Raw genomic sequence first — 16,687 nt, forward strand, 5'->3', positions numbered from 1 at the left:
CTAACAAAATTCAACTAAAAATAGAATTTTTAATAAAAAAAAAGTATCAATAGATAATTTCTCTTTATCCTTCATATATTTTTAGTATTTTTATTCTTTATTCGAATCTAACACTATTAAAATAATATATGCTTGAACTTGCAGGGCTTCTCGTGCTTGGTTTTTTTGCTCAATGGTTGTCATGGCGTATCAAAGTACCAGCTATTCTTCCACTTATTATTATCGGACTTTTAGTAGGTCCTGTTTCTACACTTTTTACAGGTGATGAAGGATATTTAGTTTCAAAAGGTCCTAAACTTATTGATGGAGATTCTATTTTTCAAGGACAAGTTCTCTTTGATGTAGTTTCTTTAGCTGTTGGACTCATTCTTTTTGAAGGAGGATTAACACTTAAGCTATCTGAAGTAAAAGTATTAGGAAAGGCTGTTCGCAATATAATTGTCATTGGCTCAGTCATTACGATGGCTGGTGGAACAGTTGCTGCAATGCTAATTATGGACTTTTCTGTTCAAACGGCACTGCTTTTTGGCTCTCTTATTATCGTTACTGGTCCTACTGTTATTGGACCTATTCTTAGAAATGTCAAACCCAACTTTAATATTACTACCATTTTGAAGTGGGAAGGTATCTTGATTGACCCTGTGGGAGCATTAATAGCTATCTTAACCTATGAATTTATCATTTCAGGAACAGCAGGCTCACAAATTGGCTTTATTGCCCTTAAAACATTTGCCATTACTATTGCTGTCGGAATTGCGATAGGTTGGGTCTCAGCTTGGTTAGGTAATATATTAATTAGTAAAGAATTAGTCCCTAAATACCTTCAGAATATTGTTATGTTGGGCTTAGTTATTTCTTCTTTTGCCTTGTCTAACTCTATTCAGCACGAATCAGGCTTACTTGCAGTTACAATTATGGGAATGGCTTTAGTTAATATGAAAACTTCAAACTTAAAAGAAATAATCTCTTTTAATGAAGATTTAGTGATTATTCTAATTTCATTTTTGTTTGTTTTACTTTCTTCAAGAATTGATATTGTAGATATAGAATTAGTCTTGACAACCAACAGCTTTATTCTATTTGCTGTTGTCGTCTTTATTTTACGTCCATTATCTGTATTTTTAAGCACTTGGGGAACAAACTTAACTTTAAACGAAAAAATATTTCTATCCTATATTTGTCCTCGTGGAATTGTTACGGCTGCTGTGGCTTCTATTTTTTCTATTTCCCTATTTCAAAGCAAAGACTACATTATTCCTTTAGATGAAGCGGCAATGCTTTTACCGTTGGTATTTTTAGTTATTGTAGGAACAGTTGTTTTGCAAGGTCTTACTGCCAAACCAATAGCCAAGCTACTAGGAGTTACACGTAAAGAACCAAATGGAGTAGCCTTTTTGAGTGCTGATGAATCTGCTCGTTTTATTGCCAAAATTCTTCAAAAATACAATATTCCTGTCTTGCTTGCAGATACTTCTAAAGCAAATACAAGAGAGGCATCTATGCAACAAATTCCTATTTATGAAGGAAGTATTTTGAATGAAGAAGCATGGGAAGAATTAGATTTTGCTCAGTATGGACAGCTTTGGGCAATGACTCCTAATGCAGAAATAAATGCTTTAGCCTGTAGAATTTTAGGTGAAGAATTGGTCAAAGACAAAGTATTTCGTTTTATATCAAATCGTGAACAAGAAACTCTCAATAAAGAAGACTATCCAAAAAATATACTTTTTGATGGAAGAGCAGATTTTATTTCTTTTTCTCATTTTATTCGTAAAGACCCAGAAATAAAAGAAATAAAAGTAAATAGTCGTGAAGATGTATTGAATACATTAGAGACAAAAGAAAATAAAGGAAAAGTAATTCCTCTATTTGTAATCAACGATAAAAATTTTGTAGAACCTGCTTTAGCTCTTACACCCTTAGAAATAGGAAAAGAAACTAAATTTATATATCTAAAAATCAAATAAGTTTAGATAAATATAACAACAAAAAATCTTTTTACTCATTAAAGCTACTATTTTTTATTTTTTCAGTAAAAAATAAAAATAGTTTATCAGCTCAAAAAAAAATAAAAAACACTTGTTAAACTATTTTTTTTTTGCACCTTTGTAGTAGTTATGAAAAACAAATTAAATTTGTTTTTCTGCTTTGCTTAGAATCAAATGGAAAGCAAAAGATATTTAATTAGAAGATTCGGTTTAATCACTCAATTTACAATTTTTCTTTGTTAATTGTTTTATCAATTTTAGCGCACGCCAATCATTTAATTTTTATCTAAGCCTCCAAAGCTGATAAAACAGAAAAGGCTATCTTCTTACGAAGAATAGCCTTTTTTTATGCTTATAATTGTTTTATATCTTCTAAATATGACTTTATTTGGTAATCTTCATTTATGACATATCTTTTTTGAAAATCTTTAAATTCTAATTCATTACAAATACATAAACCTATAGGAATGCCAATAGGACGATAGTTAATTTCTGTAAGATAGATTCCATTACTTAATTTTAAAACTAATGATTTATCATCATCTATCTCATCCATATAGTAACAAAGATAAATATCTTCTATCTTTTGTCTTAGTAATTTTTTCTTCTCCTGCTCTTCTATTTCTTTTCCTTTATCAAATTGTTCATTGCAATATGCTATGTTAGATTCATTTAAGTAGTAAAAAATCTCATCACAATTAGATAAAGAAAATATTGTATTATCTTCTAGTTTAACATAAGAATGAAACGTTTGTAATTCATTTTTATGAGAATAGTTATAACATATTTGGAATATAGTTTTACCAATAAGAGTCGAAAGCGATAACATATAAAAGATTTAAGAAAATTGCTCTATTAAGAAATGATACAGGAGGCGTACACCTGTTCCTGTTCCATTTTTACCTCTATAACTAGACGATTTCATAAGATAAGCTGGCGCAGCTATATCCATGTGAATCCAATCGTAATCTACAAAGTGTTCTAAAAACTTTCCTGCAACGATTGCTCCTGCAAAACTTCCTCCCACATTTTTAATATCAGCTACATCAGATTTTAAATAATCTTTGTACTCGTTCCATAAAGGAAATTCTACCAAACGCTCATAAGTTTCTCTTCCACTTTTTTCTAAAGCTCTTTTCAATACTTCATCTGTATTACCCATAAAAACAGTACCTTCTTCACCTATAGCACGCACTGCACTTCCTGTAAGAGTTGCTAAATCAATAACTAACTCTGGAGCTAATTCTTTTGCATAATCTAAAGCGTCAGCCATAATGAGTCTTCCTTCTCCGTCTGTGTTGGTGATTTCTACAGTTGCGCCACTTCGCATCGTAATTACATCTCCTGGAACTAATCCTTGATTACTAATTGAATTATCTGTAATAGGCAAAAGTCCGACAACATATAATGGAATATTATTTTTAGCAAGTGCATAAATAAGTCCTACCACACTGGCAGAACCTCCCATGTCTGACTTCATAATTTCTAAGGCAGCCGTTGAAGTTTTAATATTTGCACCTCCAATATCAAAAGTTACTCCTTTTCCCACCAAAACAATAGGCGTATCATTAGTAGCATCTTTTGGAGAATAAATGAGTTTGGCAAAAATGGCATCTTCATGACTAGCTTGTGAAACACCCAAAATACCTCCCATTTTTTCAGCTTCTATACGCTCTTTATTCCAAATTTCGGTTTCAAAACCTGCTTCTTTTCCTAATTCTTCTATTTTTTGTCCGTATATAGATGGTTTCTTAAAATTTGGAGGGTCGTTTACCAAATCTCTTGTTAGCCAAACAGCGTCACAAAGTGTGGTCATTTTTTCTAACTCTTCTTGTTCGATAGTTTCTGTTTCACTTGAGAAAACTACTTCTACCTGCAAAGTATCTCTAAAATAGTCCTCTGAATTTCCTTTTTTCTCATAATTATAACTTCCTAAATTCAAACCTTCTAAAAAGCAGAGAATACTTTCTTTACTCAAAATAGCATCAGCCAAAACTTGTAACTTATTAATAGAATGAGTTTTGATAAGCTGTGCCACTAAATGCCCTTGATTACGCATTTTTTCTTTATGAACATAATTTTCCTGTATTGGGGCAAGATAAGGAACTGCAAAAACTACTTGATTATCTAAGAAAACAGTAGTGGGGATTTGCTCCTTTTCAAAATAATTTACTAATGAAGAAATAGGAAAATTATCTGAAAATGTAGAAGGAAGATTGTCAAAATTTTCTCCTAGCAAATAAATACAAGGAGTAGATTCTGAAAGATGCTCACGAACAGTAAAAAAAATTTGCATAAAATAAAGTAATGAAAAAATGTGTGTTGCTTAAGACAAATGAAAACAACTTACAATTAAAAGTTTTTTTAAGTTGCACAGACTTTGTAGCCTATATGATTATACTAGAAATTAACAAGAAATTTTTTCTACTCTTGTTTGATGTCTTCCTCCTTCAAATTCTGTTTTTAAGAAGATTTCAACCATTTTTTGAGCTAACTCTTGTGTTACAAAACGAGCAGGAATACAAATTACATTTGCATTATTATGCTGACGAGCAAGAGCTGCTAATTCTTCATTCCAACAAATGGCAGCACGAATATCAGCATGTTTATTGGCACTCATAGCAATTCCGTTTCCACTTCCACAAATCAAAATCCCCAATTCAGTTTCGTTACTAGTTACAGAATTTGCTAATGGATGTGCAAAATCGGGATAATCTACTGAATCTGAACTATCTGTTCCAAAATTTTTAACCTCGTGACCTAAATTAGTCAGATAGTTTTGTAAGAATTTTTTGTATTCAGTTCCTGCGTGGTCGTTGGCAATTGAAATTTTCATTGAAAAAGGGTAATCTTTTATAAGAGTTTTTAGTATAAAGCACAAATAAATATATAATTCTCAAAAATACGGATTTTTAAATAAGTAGAAACTATCCAAAATTATATTTTTCTATAAAAAGATAAAAAATTATTTATTTTAAACCATAAAATCGTTTTGAAGTTATAATAAATAGAATGAATCAGTAAAACATTTTAAGAATAATAAAAACGATAATTTAATGAACGCATCTCAAATCTTAATTCTTATCATTGCTATTTTAGTAGGCGATTTTTTATTAGAAAATTTTTTAGAATGGCTTAATTCTCAAAAACAACCTGCTCATTTGCCCAATCAGTTTGCAGATATTTACACGGAAGATGAATATCAAAAATCAAAAGCCTATAAGAAAGCAAATACAGCCTTTTCTTTGATTAGTAACTCTGTGAGCTTTATTCTTACACTTATATTTTTAATTACTGGTTCTTTTGGGTGGTTGAGCGAACTTTTAGAAGTTTATTTTCAAAATCCTATTTGGCACGCTCTTGCTTTTTTTGCAGTGGTTACGATAGCTTCTTCTCTTTTAGGATTGCCTTTTTCATTGTATCAAACTTTTGTTATTGAGGAGAAATTTGGATTTAACAAAACGACCAAAAAATTATTTATTACAGATAAATTAAAAGGACTTTTGCTTGGTGCAATAGTAGGAGGAATTATAGGTTATGTTCTTTTATATCTTGTTTTAGAAATTGGCAAAAACTTTTGGATTTACTTTTGGGTAATAATTACCGTTTTTTCTATTGGAATGCAGTTTTTTTATGCTTCCTTAATAATGCCACTCTTCAACAAACTAACCCCTTTAGAAGATGGACAACTTAGAGAATCTATTGAAGAATATGCAGGGAGTGTTTATTTTCCTCTTCAAAATATTTTCGTAATTGATGGCTCAAAACGCTCTACAAAAGCAAATGCCTTTTTTATGGGATTTGGAAAGCAGAAAAAAGTTGTTTTTTATGATACCATTTTAGAAAAACACAGTACAGAAGAACTAGTAGCTATTTTTGCTCACGAAGTAGGACATTATAAAAAGAATCATATTCCTCAAACTATGGCAATATCTATTGCACAAACAGGACTTACGCTTTTTATCTTGGCACAAATTATTTTTAGTAAGGAAATTTCTCTTGCCTTAGGTGCAAACGAATGGCAAATTCACTTAAATATGATTGCATTTGGTTTTCTTTATTCGCCTATTTCTACGATTACAAGTGTTTTATTTAATATTTTCTCTCGTAAAAACGAATATGAAGCTGATAATTATGCCAAAGAAACGTATGGTAGCAAACCTCTTGCAACAGCACTCAAAAAACTTTCTGCTGACTCACTTTCCAATCTTACGCCACACCCTTGGTACGTATTTTTTAAATATTCACATCCACCACTTAGTGAGCGTTTGAAGGCAATGGGAGAGTAAAGTAAAGTCAGAAATCAGATTCAGATTCAGATTTTAGAAGGAGGTATGAGTTCAGTTCCCCAAAACTGAATAGGCGTATTTGATAGCACTAAATATACTGTTTCAAAAATTTTACAATGTTTTTTGTGTATTCAACTCCCCAGAGTTGAACGAAACGCTTCCTCAGAAGCGTGATTCAAGCAAATAAATCACGCTTCTGAGGAAGCTAAACATTCAGTTCTGAGGAACTGAATGCACAACAAAATGCAATAAAACTTTTGAAACAGTGTACTAAATCAACACAAAATTATAATTGGTCTAAAAATCAGTTTGCAAAAGCCCTAACACTCTAAAATCATAATAAATTTATTTTAAAAATTCTATAATGAAAAAATACGTTTTACTTTTTCTCTTTTTGATATTTAGCTATTCACTTCTAAAAGCACAAGTTCCACAAAACAATACTTTCAAAACAAAGGAAGATTATTATGAGCATCAACTTCAAGTAAAAAAAGGATTACAAGATTGGTTTAATTACAATCCTTTGGAAGAAGATAATACCACTTTACAACTAAAACTTTTGTTAGAATCCTATTTAATGGCGTGGATAAATGGCGCACCTCATATTAATTTAGTTATAGATGGTAAAATAGAAGGAGAAATGCTCTCAGATAAAAAATTTGAATATTCAAAAGAATTATTATTGTCTATGATGTTTTCAAAAGTTACTTATTTATTGGAAAATAAAGAAGCAGAAAGTACAGATTTTGAGACAAATTTAGCTGGTGTAAAAGCAATGATTTTGACTTATAAAAAAATAAAATCTCAAACAAAAAACAAGAAAAAATACAGAACTGATTCTATGGAAGAGTATTTAGACTGGGAAAAAGACGGAAAACTAGAAGAAGAAATAGAAAAAATTCTAAATTAAATAATTGATAAACTATAAATATAAAGTCAAAAAACAAAATCGATTAAACTAATTAATTGTGAATCCGTGTCAAACTTCTTACCTTTGACCCTAACTAATCTCACTAGAAATCACAATAAAATTGAATAGTTGAATTTATAAAACTATTTGAAAAATAATTATATGGAATACAAAAACTTACTTTTGACGCTCTCTGATGGAATTTTGAAAATTACTATAAATAGAGAAAGTAAATTAAATGCTCTCAACATCGAAACGATGGAGGAAATTGATAAAGCATTTACTCGTGCCTACGATGACAAAGAAGTAAAATCAGTTTTGATAACAGGAGCAGGCAATAAAGCATTTGTAGCAGGAGCTGATATTTCAGAAATTGCTGAAATCAATGAAATGAATGCTCGTAAATTTGCTGAGCGTGGACAAGAAATATTCTTAAAAATAGAAAACTGTCCTAAGCCTGTTGTAGCAGCCGTTAATGGTTTTGCTCTTGGTGGAGGTTGTGAACTTGCTATGGCTTGTCATATCCGTATCGCTTCAGAAAATGCTAAGTTTGGACAACCTGAAATCAACTTAGGAATTATCCCTGGTTATGGAGGAACGCAGCGTTTGCCTATCTACATTGGTCGTTCTAAAGCAATGGAACTTCTCATGACAGGTGATATGATTGATGCAAAAATGTCTCTTTCTCTCGGACTTGTAAATCATGTAGTTGCTTCTCACGAAGTAGTAGAAAAAGCTGAAGAGCTACTTCAAAAATTAAATAAAAAAGCTCCTATTGCTTTAGGACAAATTATTGAGAGCGTAAATTCGGTGTATCGTCCAGAAGATGGTTACCAAACAGAAGCAAATGCCTTTGCTAATTGTTGTCGTTCAGAAGATTTTAAAGAAGGAACAAGTGCATTTTTAGAGAAAAGAAAAGCGAACTTTGAAGGAAAATAATCTTTATTGATTCCTCAAACTATAAAAATTTTCTTCGGTCTATGTTTTTCATCTGACCGAAGAAAATTAATTAAACCTACATTTTTTATTTTTTGTTTAATAGCTCTGCTAGTTCATTTTGTGTATGCTGTGTTTTGTCTTTTGCATACCAACCGTGAAGAGATTCTGCAAAACCCTTAAAATCCTCTAGTTTTGGATTTTGTCTTACTCTTTCTTTATATTCTACGACTAACTTTTGAGCTTCGGCTGGTCTTGCTCCCCACGAATTGAGAATTTTCAATTGTTTGTTTTTTTCTTCTTTGACAAAAATAAGTTTTGGAATTGCTCTTCCACCACCTGTCAGAAACTCATCTATCAAATCAGGGTTTTCATCTCTTAAAAGAAAACGAATTTCTAGTTTTTCGCCTGCTTCTTCTGCAATTTTATTCATAACAGGTACAATTTGAGCAGCATCTCCACACCAACTCTCTGTCAAAACGATCCAATAATATTTTTCATTTGATGAAATAGTAGCTAAAGCATTTTTGACATTCTCGTTTACTTTTGTTGTCTTGTCAAGCCTGTTCATACGATACATATTTGTATTTGTATATTCCAAAATTTCTGGACGATTATCTCCATTTGTGGTGGTTGCTTTTTCTAAAAGTTCTTGTCCAAGTGTTCTATACTCTTGGTAGGAAAGAGATTTTTCTAAATAGTCTTTATCTAAATAGTCCATAATGAGTAACGAATTTTTATTTTATATGAATAAATGTTGATATGTTTGTATATGAAGTAATACGGAAAAACAGTGTATTTTGTTTTGATAAATTTTACTGTCTTTTTTTCAGCAAAAGGGAATTATTTTGTACCTTATACCAAAATAATTACTATATTTCACTAAAAATATATGCCGAAAATTTTAGATTATAGCAGTTTGATTATAGAAAGCCTTCCTTATCTTTTGGCTTTAGAAAAATCTCAGCAAAAAAGTTATCTACGAGATAGAGTTCGTTTTTTGCGTGTACTCAAAGCAGGTAATGTAAAGAGCCAAGCTGCTGCTGGTAATATTATTGGTTTGAGTTCTCGTCAGAGTAAAAATTTGTGGTTAAAGTATCAACAAGAAGGTATTGATTATTTTATCAAAGCTCGTATCAATCAAAACTGGGGTAAGCTCTCTTCTCTTCAGATAAGTGAACTACTTCAAGAGTTAGATCAAGACAACACCCTAACTCAAAAGGAAGTACAACAGTATGTAAAAGATACCTTTGGAGAAGATTTTAGCCAACCTGGTATTCATTATTTGTTCAAACGCTTGAAAGTAAAGCTAAAAACAGGTCGCCCTAGTAACATACGCAAAGATGAATTGGCAGGGGAAGAATAGAAGTTATTTTGGTATAAGTAACTCCATCAAAGCGTAAATAGTAGAAATCCTCTCTCAATGCCAGTCATATCAAAAGTATTGTTTACTATATATGCTTTCTTATGTCTTATAGCTATTCAGTTGATATACAATTATTTAAATATACAAGAACAGAAAAAAGTATCTGTTAATGAAAAGGCAATTATGGATTCATTACAAAAAGCTCAAAACATTGACGCCCTATATAAATTCGAAAAAAATGGCAAATATGGTTTAATTAATCAGAATAACAAGGTAAAGTTAGAACCGATATACGATGAAATAAATGATTTCAAAGAAGGCATAGCATGGTTAAGAATAGATAAAAAATATGGTTATGTTGATAGAGTAGGAAATATAGTTATTCCATATAATAATACAACCAAAGTATGAAGATGCTTGGGCTTTTGAGAATGGAATCTCAAAAGTAAAAGAAAATGGCAAGTGGTATTATATAAATAAGAACGGAAAGTGTATAAAAGATTGTCAGTAAGTAATCAAAAATCCTCAACGACGGCAACGCCTCATTGACGGTTGCTCTAAAAAGTAAAATAGTCCCTTTTCAACCCTCGTTGAGGTTCAAATGAAACCCTCAACGAGGATAAAAAAAAGACACTCCGAAAAAATTGAAGTGTCTTTTTGTTTTTCCAAATTTTTAAGAAAAGAAGTATTCCAAAAAATCGTAACTTTACAAACCATTTTATCAATCAAAAACTTGATAATCAGTATCATATAGCTCAAAATACTTCCAGCTCTACTAATTTATATAAAAAAATAAGTTCTATGAATCTTCATACATCAAAATATATTCAGTATTCCTTTTTTCTTCTTCTTACTTTTTTCTTTGCTTTTAGTGGTTTCGCTCAAAATTCAGTTCTTTCAGAGGGACAAATTTTGAAGTTGAAAGTAGAAAAAGATGGAGTACATAAAGTTACTTTTCAAGACCTTCAAACAGCAGGTCTGAATCCTTCTACTATCAATCCAAACAATATTCAAGTTTTTGGAAATGGTGGTGGAATGCTCCCACAAGCCAATTCAGTTTCACGTATTTCAGATTTGAAGGAAAATGCCATTTTTATAGAACTAGGAAGTGATAATGTTTTTAATGCAGGAGATTATATTTTGTTTTATGCACAAGCAGCCGATATTCATACTTACGATGCACAAGCAAATGATGCTTTGAAATTTAGTTTTGAGAAAAACCTGTATGATGATTTTAATTATTATTACCTGAAAGTTGGAAATCAAACAGGAAAAAGAATCCAAATAGCCGAAAACCTAAGTGGTGGAACAAGAATCACAACCTACAATGAAATAGCACATCACGAATTAGACGAGGTAAACATAATTGGTGATTTAGCAAACTCTGGTGGTGGAGGTTCTGGCAGAATGTGGTTTGGAGAACGTTTTGACTTTATTACAGAAGTAACTATCAATTTTGAATCTGAAGGGTTGGTTACTTCTAATCCTGTTTTGTTGCGTGTTTCAGCAACGGCATATTCGTCTCGTGCTAGTGATTATACTTTTTCTGTTGCAGGTCAGGATTTTGGAAAACTTCCTATTGCAGCATCTCAAATCTCTACCTATTCTAAAAAAGGAGATATAAATACAGCTACTTTTTCATCAAACCTTAGCTCTTCGCCTGCTTCTCTTCCTGTAAAGGTTACCTACAACAAAACAGATAATACAGCTTTCGGAAATTTAGATTTTCTTACCATAGGATTTACTCGTACTCTATCATTTTACAAACAAAATACACATTTTCGTTCGGTAGCTTCTTCTCAAAGTGAGATTGCTAATTTCGAATTTTCTCAAAAACCTGCTTCTATGCGTGTTTGGAATGTGAGTAATTTGTTTGATATTCAAGAAATCCCTGTCAATTCTTCAAACCCAAATGCTTTCGTCGTGCGAACAAATAGAAGTTTACAAGAATTAGTTGCCTTTGATGTAAATGCAGAATTGCCAGCACCAGTAGAAATAACAACTTTAAACAATCAAAATTTACACGCTCTTTCTACGCCTGATTTTTTGATTGTTACACACGAAGACTTTTTAGAAGCAGCTCAAAAACTAGCTGCTTTTCATAGTGAAAAAGATGATATGGAAGTTTTGGTAGTAACAGTTAGTCAAATTTGGAATGAGTTTTCATCTGGAAGACAAGATGTTTCTGCTATTCGTGATTTTGTTCGTTTTTTATATAAAAAACAAAATGATAAGTTGCGTTATTTACTTCTTTTTGGAGATACAAGTTATGATTATAAAGATAGAGTACAGGCAAATAATAATTTTGTTCCTGTTTATCAGTCTAGGCAATCACTAGAACCCGTCGAAACATTTTCATCAGAAGATTTTTACGGACTTTTAGAAGATGATGAAGGAGAATGGTCTGAAAGTTTTCAAGTAGAACAAGAAGATTTAGATATCGGAATTGGAAGGATTCCTGTCAGAAACGCAAATCAAGCAAGTTTAGTGGTTGATAAAATTATTGGTTACTCTCTTCCTCAAACACTAGGAAAATGGAGAAATAAAGTCGTTTTTGTAGCTGATGATGGTGATGGAAATATTCATTTAAGAGATTCTGAACAGCTTATTGATATTGTTGAAAGTTATAAGGGTTATCAGGCTGAAAAATTATATGTTGATGCTTTTCCTCAAATTTCGACTTCAAATGGAAAATTTTCTTTTAAAGTACGTGAGAAACTAAATGATGATGTTAATGATGGTTCTTTGCTTGTCAATTATATGGGACACGGCTCAGAATCTAGTTTGGCTACAGAAGCTGTTGTAGATTTAGCTTCGGTTTCAAATTGGAAAAACCTCAATAATCTGCCTATGTTTGTTACGGCTACTTGTGAGTTTGGTCGTTATGACAATCCACAAGTTTTTTCGGTAGGAGAAAGACTCATGACAAATGAAGATGGTGGAGGAATTGCACTTGTAACCACAACACGCCCAGTAACAGCTTCAACAAATTTTATTTTGGCAAAGGCATTTTATAATAATGTTTTCAAACGTTTGCCAAACGGAGAAATGCCAAGACTAGGAGATATTATCAGAAAAACAAAGAATGAAAGTCTTTCAAGACAAAACAGAAACTTTACACTTTTGGGTGACCCTGCACTTCGTCTCAATTATCCCAAAGAAGAAGCTATTATTACAGAAGTAAAAGCAAATGGCGTAATTTCAGAATCTGTAAAAGCATTAGATAAGGTTACTTTATTTGGACAAATTGCAAATAATGATATTTTAAGTTCAGATTTTACTGGCACTTTGGATATTACTATCTATGACAAACCTGCTGAACTTAGAACATTAGGAGACGAGTCTCAACCTACCTATTATACAAATTGGCAAAACATTTTATACAAAGGAAAAGCAAAAATTAATCAAGGTAAATTTGAAGTTACTTTTATAGTTTCGAAAGATATAAATTACAATTTGGCTAGTGGGCGAGTAGCTATGTATGCTCAACACGAAACTCAAAACCGAGATGCAAATGGCTTTTATGGCATTCAGGTTGGAGCAAGCAATAATAATGCACCAAACGACAATACAGCACCAACAGCACAAATTTGGATAGAAGATAAGACCTTTATTTCGGGGGCAAAAGTTCCTTCAAACACAACTCTTTTAGCAGAAATTAGTGATGAAAACGGAATTAATTTAACAGGTTATGGAGTAGGAAGGGAAATAATGGCAGTTTTGGATGGAGAAGCAACTCAAACTTTTATTCTGAACGATTATTTTGAGTATGAAGAAGGAAGCTATCAGAACGGAACAATTGCTTTTCCTTTGCAAGATTTAAAGGTAGGAAAACATACTCTTACTTTTACTGTTTGGGATAATTATTCCAATCCTACCACAATTGAAGTAGAGTTTTATGTGGAAAACAAGCCTATCGAAATTACAGAAATTACTCCATTTCCAAATCCTTTTTGGAATAGTGTAGATTTTAATATTACTCATAGCCGTACAGGTGATGACATTGAGGTAGCTATAGTTGTTTATGATGTTTTGGGAAGAGCTGTCAGGACAATTCGTCAGAATTATCTGAATAATAACGGTAATTTTACAAATATCTCATGGAATGGAAGAGACAACACAGGCTCACTTGTAAAAAATGGAATGTATATCTGTAAAATCTATATTCATTCGCTTCAAGACGATGCTGTGGGAACTAATACAGTAAAAGTTATTTTGAATAGGTAATTTTTTATAAAGGAGTTTGCTACAAAAAAAAACGAACTAATTATACATTCTTAAAAGACATTATTGTAAATTTTATTAAATGAAAAAAACACTCTTTTTATTATTGTTTTTTCTCTGCTTTTCTAGCTTTACAAAAGCAGATTCTTTAGACTATTGGCAGGTTTACTATTATTCTATTCTCAATAAAATCGAAGTTGAAACATTTGATATTTCGGATAGTGAAAGAGAGATTGCTATAAAAATAACTAATTTTGATAATCTAAATATTGCATTCGATTATTTAACTGTAGATTATCACAGTAACTCTCCTTGTGTGGAATGTGAAAGGTATATTTTTGTTGAAAATGTTAGAGAACAAGTCATAACAAAAGGAGAAGCGATAGGAAAATCAACACCAATTAAAATTCGTATGGCAGATATAGTAAAATACTATCGTTCAACAAAAAACAAATATTATGATTTTTTCTATATTAAAAAAAATCCTTATGGAAAGGTTGTAAAACTTCTATTATTCAGACTCAAAGTGGAATAGATAAATCCTGTTTAGAAAAAATATCATTTGAAATAATTCCTACTCACTCTTATTGAGGTTTTGACACAATAGCATTAATAAAAATATCTAAACACATAACTATTACAACTGCACAAATTATATCTACTACAATTAGAGTCATATTTCGTAGATTTGGAGTGGTTTGTTGTTGGTGTTTGTTACGTTAAAACAATGGCAATGTCTATTCTCAAAATTTTGATTTACAACCTTTCATTTTTTTAAAAATAATTAAAAATGAATTATTCCGATTCAATAGATTTAATAGAAAGACTAGCCTCTTTAGATTCTGACAATCAAACAGATTCAGAGGAGGCTATTTTGTGGGATTCTGATCCTAAAAAAGGGATCCTTTATGGCACAAATAAAGAAGGAGAGAAGATTCTTGATTTTCGTGTTCCGATTACTTTCCCAACACTTCCAACAAGAGAAGATGAGCAAAGAACACTTTGTCTTTCAGATTATTCTGAACAACTTCCTTTTTTACCAAAACCGTATTTACTTATTCTGATTCAAGCAGGAGCAGCTTCTTTGGGTTATTTTGAAGAGGGAGAACTTATTTATCACAAAGTAATTACAGCTTATATGGTCAGAAAAAAACAAGGAAAAGCACAAATAAAACACCTCAACTCAAAAGGAAAATCTCGCTTGGGTTCTCGTATTCGCTTACAAAATACAGTTTGGTTTTTCGAACAAATCAACTTGAAATTAAAAGAGTGGCACAAAAAATCAGCTATTTTTGATAAGGTAGAACGTATCGGACAAAGTGGTTCGCCTGACTTATGGCACTTACTTTACACCTCAAAAGAAGAAGCTCCATTTCAAAAAAACGATTCTCGTCTTCGCAAAATTCCTCTAACAGTCCATACTCCAAACTTTGAAGAATTACAAAGAATAAATAGTTGGGTCAATCATGGAAAAATAACAACTTACAAAGACAATTTGCCATTTTTGAATAATTTGGGAGATGTTATAGAATGGTAGTTTTTTAGTGATTAGTGAGAAATTGCCTTACTACATAATTATTTTGAATTTCTTATCATCTAATAAAAATAAATTCGTAATTCGTAATTCGTAATTCGTAATTCGTAATTCTAATAATTATACTTGTCTTTCCAACGTTCTTTCAAAAACTGTCGTATTCCATTCTCTCGTGCATTATTTGCAGGTTCGTAGAGCTTCATATTGGCTAATTCTTTTGGGAAATACTCTTGTTCTGCAAAATTATTAGCATTATTGTGGGAATAGTTATAATTCTTTCCATAGCCTTGTTGCTTCATCAGTTTTGTTGGTGCATTTCTAAGATGCAACGGAACAGGCAAATCTCCTTGCTCTTGAACTATTTTTCTAGCTGTTTTAATTGCCATATAGGAAGCATTGCTTTTTGGAGAAGTAGCCAAATAAGTAACACATTGAGCCAAAACAATTTGTGCTTCTGGAAAACCTATTTGAATAGCAGCTTGAAAGGTTGTTGTTGCCAAAACTAAAGCTGTCGGATTTGCATTTCCAATGTCTTCAGAAGCTGAAATAACCAAACGACGAGCAATAAACTTAACATCTTCGCCTCCTTCAATCATTCTAGCTAACCAATAAATGGCAGCGTTTGGGTCACTTCCACGAATAGATTTTATCAAAGCCGAAACAATATCATAATGATTTTCGCCACTTTTATCATAAGAAGAAATGCGCTGTTGTGCTGACTGCATTACTTTTTCATCTGTAACTTCAATCTTATTTTTGATTGTATTTCCTTCTTCGTCTTCCTTGTTTGGAAGATTAAAATTAGGTTCAGATTCTACAACCAATTCAAAAAGATTTAATAGTTTTCGTGCATCTCCTCCCGAAATTCTAAAAAGTGCTTCATACGATTTTATCTCAATGTTTTTCTTTTTTAATTTAAAATCTTTATCCATTGCTTGCTGCAAAAGTTGTTTCAATTCTTCTTCTGATAAAGGATTGAGAATATAAACTTGACAACGAGAAAGCAAAGCCGAATTTATCTCAAAAGAAGGATTTTCAGTTGTTGCTCCAATAAGCGTAATCGTTCCACGCTCAACAGCTCCCAAAAGTGCATCTTGTTGAGATTTACTAAAACGATGAATTTCATCGATAAAAAGAATAGCTCTAGTTTGTCTTTTTGCTGTTTCAATCACTTCTCTAACATCTTTTACCCCTGCTGAAATAGCACTCAACGTATGAAAAGGACGTTTCAGAGCTTTAGCAATAAGTAAAGCAAGCGTAGTTTTGCCAATACCAGGTGCGCCCCAAAGAATCATGGAAGGCACAGCACCTGAAGAAATAACACGAGCAATGACACCATTTTGTCCAATTAAATGTTTTTGTCCGATGACTTCCTCTAAAGAAGTTGGACGCATTCGTTCTGCTAAAGGTGGGTTTTGAGAAGTTTGAGAGAGCATTTTT

14 protein-coding genes are annotated in these 16,687 nt (G+C 31.8%); 9 read left to right on the plus strand and 5 right to left on the minus strand.

Annotated features, from left to right (window positions below):
• Positions 1 to 128 precede the first annotated feature (128 nt).
• Positions 129 to 1,967 carry a sodium:proton antiporter gene (locus V9L04_RS02145; RefSeq protein ID WP_338792416.1) on the plus strand — a complete coding sequence of 613 codons (1,839 nt, stop codon included), beginning with the start codon at positions 129 to 131 and terminating at the stop codon, positions 1,965 to 1,967.
• Between the two features lie 373 nt (positions 1,968 to 2,340).
• Here the strand turns inward: V9L04_RS02145 and V9L04_RS02150 are convergent, their stop codons facing one another.
• From V9L04_RS02150 to rpiB, 3 genes are all read right to left on the minus strand, one after another.
• Positions 2,341 to 2,817 (minus strand): hypothetical protein, encoded by a 477-nt coding sequence (locus V9L04_RS02150; RefSeq protein WP_338792417.1) that lies wholly within the window; start codon positions 2,815 to 2,817, stop codon positions 2,341 to 2,343.
• A 9-nt stretch (positions 2,818 to 2,826) separates the two neighbouring features.
• Entirely contained in the window at positions 2,827 to 4,284 is a 1,458-nt protein-coding gene (locus V9L04_RS02155; RefSeq protein ID WP_338792418.1) for a leucyl aminopeptidase family protein, read from the minus strand.
• 111 nt (positions 4,285 to 4,395) lie between these two features.
• Positions 4,396 to 4,824, minus strand: coding sequence for a ribose 5-phosphate isomerase B (gene rpiB / locus V9L04_RS02160; RefSeq protein ID WP_338792419.1), 429 nt, complete (start codon positions 4,822 to 4,824; stop codon positions 4,396 to 4,398).
• 220 nt (positions 4,825 to 5,044) lie between these two features.
• Here rpiB and V9L04_RS02165 point away from each other — a divergent pair, with 220 nt between their 5' ends.
• From V9L04_RS02165 to V9L04_RS02175, 3 genes are all read left to right on the plus strand, one after another.
• Positions 5,045 to 6,277, plus strand: a complete 1,233-nt coding sequence (locus V9L04_RS02165; protein ID WP_338792420.1) for a M48 family metallopeptidase — start codon at positions 5,045 to 5,047, stop codon at positions 6,275 to 6,277.
• 364 nt (positions 6,278 to 6,641) lie between these two features.
• Positions 6,642 to 7,187, plus strand: coding sequence for a hypothetical protein (locus V9L04_RS02170; protein WP_338792422.1), 546 nt, complete (start codon positions 6,642 to 6,644; stop codon positions 7,185 to 7,187).
• 162 nt (positions 7,188 to 7,349) lie between these two features.
• Entirely contained in the window at positions 7,350 to 8,126 is a 777-nt protein-coding gene (locus V9L04_RS02175; protein WP_338792423.1) for an enoyl-CoA hydratase-related protein, read from the plus strand.
• 85 nt (positions 8,127 to 8,211) lie between these two features.
• Here the strand turns inward: V9L04_RS02175 and V9L04_RS02180 are convergent, their stop codons facing one another.
• On the minus strand, positions 8,212 to 8,844 hold the full coding sequence (locus V9L04_RS02180) for a thioredoxin family protein (protein ID WP_338792424.1): 633 nt from the start codon (positions 8,842 to 8,844) through the stop codon (positions 8,212 to 8,214).
• A 171-nt stretch (positions 8,845 to 9,015) separates the two neighbouring features.
• Here V9L04_RS02180 and V9L04_RS02185 point away from each other — a divergent pair, with 171 nt between their 5' ends.
• The 5 genes from V9L04_RS02185 (at position 9,016) to V9L04_RS02205 (ending at position 15,250) form a co-directional block, all read left to right on the plus strand.
• Entirely contained in the window at positions 9,016 to 9,489 is a 474-nt protein-coding gene (locus tag V9L04_RS02185) for a winged helix-turn-helix domain-containing protein (RefSeq protein ID WP_338792425.1), read from the plus strand.
• 57 nt (positions 9,490 to 9,546) lie between these two features.
• Complete coding sequence (locus tag V9L04_RS02190; protein ID WP_338792426.1) at positions 9,547 to 9,900, plus strand: WG repeat-containing protein; 354 nt, start codon at positions 9,547 to 9,549, stop codon at positions 9,898 to 9,900.
• Positions 9,901 to 10,290: 390 nt separating this feature from the next.
• Positions 10,291 to 13,716, plus strand: a complete 3,426-nt coding sequence (porU, locus tag V9L04_RS02195; protein ID WP_338792427.1) for a type IX secretion system sortase PorU — start codon at positions 10,291 to 10,293, stop codon at positions 13,714 to 13,716.
• Positions 13,717 to 13,795: 79 nt separating this feature from the next.
• Entirely contained in the window at positions 13,796 to 14,248 is a 453-nt protein-coding gene (locus tag V9L04_RS02200; RefSeq protein ID WP_338792428.1) for a hypothetical protein, read from the plus strand.
• Between the two features lie 255 nt (positions 14,249 to 14,503).
• Positions 14,504 to 15,250 carry a hypothetical protein gene (locus V9L04_RS02205; RefSeq protein ID WP_338792429.1) on the plus strand — a complete coding sequence of 249 codons (747 nt, stop codon included), beginning with the start codon at positions 14,504 to 14,506 and terminating at the stop codon, positions 15,248 to 15,250.
• A 110-nt stretch (positions 15,251 to 15,360) separates the two neighbouring features.
• Here the strand turns inward: V9L04_RS02205 and V9L04_RS02210 are convergent, their stop codons facing one another.
• Positions 15,361 to 16,683 carry a replication-associated recombination protein A gene (locus tag V9L04_RS02210; protein ID WP_338792430.1) on the minus strand — a complete coding sequence of 441 codons (1,323 nt, stop codon included), beginning with the start codon at positions 16,681 to 16,683 and terminating at the stop codon, positions 15,361 to 15,363.
• Between the last annotated feature and the right edge of the window lie 4 nt (positions 16,684 to 16,687).

Origin of the sequence: Bernardetia sp. MNP-M8 (assembly GCF_037126285.1) — a bacterium.
GTDB lineage: Bacteria > Bacteroidota > Bacteroidia > Cytophagales > Bernardetiaceae > Bernardetia.